Origin of the sequence: Hominimerdicola alba (assembly GCF_900112155.1) — a bacterium.
Classification (GTDB): domain Bacteria; phylum Bacillota; class Clostridia; order Oscillospirales; family Ruminococcaceae; genus Hominimerdicola; species Hominimerdicola alba_D.
Genome location: NZ_FOKQ01000087.1, coordinates 1 through 4,231, shown reverse-complemented (window position 1 = coordinate 4,231; position 4,231 = coordinate 1). Strand labels below are relative to the sequence as shown.

Annotated in this window: 5 protein-coding genes; 4 read left to right on the top strand and 1 reads right to left on the bottom strand. The window is 42.8% G+C overall.

What is annotated here, in order from left to right:
* On the top strand, positions 1-539 hold a 539-nt coding region (locus BM265_RS19320), incomplete at its 5' end, for a dockerin type I repeat-containing protein (protein ID WP_242940917.1).
* A gap of 103 nt (positions 540-642) precedes the next feature.
* Here BM265_RS19320 and BM265_RS19315 read toward each other — a convergent pair.
* Positions 643-786 (bottom strand): hypothetical protein, encoded by a 144-nt coding sequence (locus BM265_RS19315; RefSeq protein WP_242940916.1) that lies wholly within the window; start codon positions 784-786, stop codon positions 643-645.
* A gap of 243 nt (positions 787-1,029) precedes the next feature.
* Between BM265_RS19315 and istA the strand changes: the two genes are divergently transcribed.
* The 3 genes from istA (at position 1,030) to BM265_RS20320 (ending at position 4,074) form a co-directional block, all read left to right on the top strand.
* A complete protein-coding gene (istA, locus tag BM265_RS19310; RefSeq protein WP_074963541.1) occupies positions 1,030-2,565 on the top strand; it encodes an IS21 family transposase in 1,536 nt (511 codons plus the stop codon).
* Positions 2,565-3,317: an IS21-like element helper ATPase IstB gene (istB, locus tag BM265_RS19305; RefSeq protein ID WP_074963540.1), complete on the top strand. Its 753-nt coding sequence runs from the start codon at positions 2,565-2,567 to the stop codon at positions 3,315-3,317. The genes istA and istB overlap by 1 nt, the downstream gene beginning before the upstream one ends.
* A 613-nt stretch (positions 3,318-3,930) precedes the next feature.
* Complete coding sequence (locus BM265_RS20320; RefSeq protein ID WP_177219655.1) at positions 3,931-4,074, top strand: hypothetical protein; 144 nt, start codon at positions 3,931-3,933, stop codon at positions 4,072-4,074.
* The last annotated feature ends 157 nt before the right edge of the window (positions 4,075-4,231 follow it).

The following is a 4,231-nucleotide window of genomic DNA, read 5'->3' as shown; positions in this document are numbered from 1 at the left end:
ACGGTACATGGGCTTGGGAGGATCCTGCGACAACTTCTGTAGGCAATGCAGGTGAGCAGACATTCAAGGCTGTATTCACACCTACTAATACAAACTATAATACAGTAGAACAAGACGTTACTGTTAATGTTGCAAAAGCTGACCCCACACCCGATGAAGTAACAGATCTGACAGCCGTTACCCGCAATACACTTGCAGATGTTAAACTCCCCGCAGGCTGGACTTGGAACGATGATACACTCAGCGTAGGCGATGTTGGAAATAATACTTTTGCAGCTACCTACACTCCCGAGGATACAGACAATTACAATACCCTCAGGCGGGATCTGACAGTGACAGTTACACTACTCGGTGACGTAAACTTTGACGGTAAGATCAATGTTACCGACATAGTTAAGGTAGCAGCTCATGTTAAGGGTAAAAAATTACTTGATAAAACCGCAGCCAGGGCCGCTGATGTTAACAATGACGGTAAGATCAATATCACTGATATTATAATAATCGCAGCTCACGTCAAAGGTAAAGAATTATTAAAATAAATTTACATGTTATTTCTAATAAATACGCCCACATCGTTTATTACGGTGTGGGCGTATTTTTTGCAGAAGCAGAGAGACAGACGCTCCCCGCAAAAAACTTGGTTCAGAATGGGAAAGGGTCATTAAGGCATGAAGAGCAGATATAGCCGTCACTGTAATGCAGTTCATGTCGATCAAGAATATCAAGGATCTCCATAGTGATATCATGCCGGCTTATTTTTTTGCCATCATCCTGCTCGGTGAGCATATGAAAATACTCAAATACCTCTTGCCTTGCTTTTGAAAGATCCAGTCGTCGCAGCAGCCAGATTGAATATGTCGCCCTAAAATGAACACTTCGGCCGCGCAGGTTGAACAGTGCCGTCGGCGAGAATGAACATTAACGTCGCATAAAGTGAACAGTTGGGAAAAAATCTTGAATCTTGATTATTCTCACGGTAAAATGGTATTACACGCTTCGGCGTGAATACATTAAAAGGAGGTCATTTCAATGACCAATTATCGTGAGATTCTGAGACTCAGTAGTCTCGGACTGAACAAAGCGCAGATTGCAGGCGCCTGCGGATGTTCAAGAACAACTGTGATTAAAATTCTGAACATCTCTGCTGAAAGAGGATTGAGCTATCCACTGCCTGACGGAATGACAGACAAACAGCTTGCCGATGCACTTTTTCCTGCAAGTGCAACAAAACCGGAGTACAAGATGCCGGACTATGAGTATGTTGCACATGAAATGCAGAAAAGCGGAGTTACGCTCAATCTTCTCTGGCTTGAATACTGTGAGCAGTGCCGCAATAACGGAGAACTTCCTTATCAGCTTACACAATTCAAAAAGTATTACCGTGACTACACTGCCAAAAACAGTGCAACAATGCACCTTGAACATAAGCCGGGAGAAATAATGCAGGTAGACTGGGCCGGTGATACAGCGTACATTGTCGATACAGATACAGGCGATCATATTCCCGTATATGTATTTGTTGCCACTCTCCCTTACAGTGGATATTCCTACGTTGAAGGTTTTTTCTCTATGGATCAGGAGTGCTGGACTCTGGCTCACGTAAATGCCTTCAGATATTTCGGCGGTGTTGCTAAAATCATTCAGTGCGATAATCTGAAAACAGGTGTGGATAAACACAGAAGGAACGAAATAAAGCTCAACCGTGCATACAGTGAACTTGCTGAGCATTACAACACAGCGATACTTCCATGCAGAGTGCGCTCACCAAAGGATAAGGCAATGGTAGAAGGCACGGTAGGCGTCATATCTACATTTATTCTTGCAGCACTGCGAAACAGAAGATTTCTTTCACTTGCAGAGTTGAATGAAGCCATATTTGAAAAACTTTATGAATTCAACCATAAGCCTTTTCAAAAGCGTGAAGGCAGCCGTTCAATAGCATTTGAAGAAGAACGAGCTTTTCTTATGCCGCTGCCGCCAAGACCATATGAGCTTGCGATGTGGAAGATAGCTACTGTTGCTCCGAATTACCATATTTCTATTGATAAGATGAACTATTCCGTTCCATATGAATATATCAAAAAGAAAGTTGACGTCCGTCTTACAAAAATGACCGTTGAAGTCTTCTATGACGGAAATCGTATATGCTCACACCGTAGACTTTACGGAAGAGCAAACCAGTACAGCACAAATGAAGAGCATATGCCTGACGACCATCAGAAATACATTCAATGGAACGGCGAACGCTTTATCAAATGGGCTTCAAAGATAGGAAACAATACAAGAATGGTTGTGTCAGCGATACTGAGTGGATACAAGGTGGAACAGCAAGGATACAAGTCTTGTATGGGGCTATTAAAGCTTGCCGACAAGTATACTCCCGACAGGCTTGAAAATGCCTGTAAAAGAGCTCTCAGCTTCACACCACGGCCTTCATACAAGAATATTCAGGTTATACTTTCTTCCGGGCAGGATAGACAGGAAGAAATCAGTGCAGAGATGCCTGAAAATACTGAACAGTACGGCTTCACAAGAGGCGGTTCCTACTATGGAGGTGTGAAGTAATGTTGACAGAAAACACTATCACCAAGCTTCAGGAAATGCGACTGAGCACTATGGCTAACGCATTCAGAGAACAGCTTTCAGATCCGAATATTTCCGAACTATCGTTTGAAGACAGATTCGGACTTCTTGTGGATAAAGAATGGGTGACCCGTAAAAACAATCATCTCACCAAGCTTATTAAAAAAGCTGATTTTGCAGATACAGGTGCCTGCGTAGAGAATATCGCTTATGACAAAACACGAAAACTTGACAAGGCTCAAATAGCCCGCCTTGCAGGCTGTAATTACATATTTGAGCATCATAACCTTATGCTTCTTGGAGCAACTGGCAGCGGAAAGACGTATATCGCATGTGCTCTTGGAATGTCAGCTGTAAGACAGTTTCTTCCCGTCAGATATGTCAGACTTCCCGAGTTGCTTACTGAGCTTGCAATAGCAAGAACTACAGGTACTTACAGCAAGGTCATAGAGCAGTACAAAAAGCCGGCGCTGCTGATAATTGACGAATGGCTGCTGTATCAGCTCAAAGAAACAGAGGCAAGAGATCTTCTCGAAATAGCAGAAGCACGTTACAAAAAAGGCTCAATGATATTCTGCTCGCAGTTTGACGTGCCGGGCTGGCGTGACAAGATCGGTTCACCTATCATTGCAGATGCCATATGTGACCGTATCGTTCATGATTCATATCGCATCATAATTGAATGCGAAGAATCTATGAGAAAGATATTCGGCGTAGATCAATCAGAAGCATAAAGAGCCTTCGGCTCGTCGGGCTCTGCCCGAACCCGAGGTTTATCGCTCTTGTTTCCAAGTAATGAAAAAGGCGATGCCACATATTGCTGACATCGCCCATTACTTGTAAACCTCACAGGACGCTCGGGTCGCTCCTCAGCGTTGCCCTATCCTCCCTGTGAGTAAAGCATAATTATTGTATCATACAAATTTTACGATGTCAATGTACAACTGCTCCGACGACGCTGTTCATTTTCAGCGACGGCACTGTTCAACTTTGACGGCCGTGGGTGTTCATCTGGAGCGCTATATTCACCAGATCAGTACAGCATCATGGAGCAGTTCTTCTGTCATTAACTTTTCACCCCCGTGACCTCGTTTTTAATGAATGGAGAGAAAGATGCAGAAAATACTCAGAAAGTAAAAATTCTGATACTAATCCCTCAAAACTACCGATAGGCACAAGGATTCGCTTTAAAGGTCCTGACGGAGAATACATAACGCTGGAAAAGCGCTCTCCGGCTTATCAGTTCAAGACGCCATGGTGGTATGACGAAAATAATAATGTCTACTGCAGCAAGAAACGTTTGCCTAAAGAATTTGAAATACTGACATAAAAACGGAGGAAAATAAAATGTTTAAAGTAAAACTGATTTTTAATAACGGATTCGCCGAATATTACGGAAAATACGATAGTTACAAAGATGCATGTAATGCAGCATATAACCTTTTTGCAGAAAATCTGTACAGAGGAGCTTATGATTTTAAAGTGATTTAATAATTTGAGGCTGTTACAAGCCCCAACAAAGAAAAACGAGCCTGACACATGAAATGACCCGCCCCCTGTCAAGTAGACAGCGCAAAAAACAAAAATAATCTATGTAGTAACCAAAAGCAGTCTGTGCAATTTGTGCAGGCTGCTTTGTCGTTGGCAG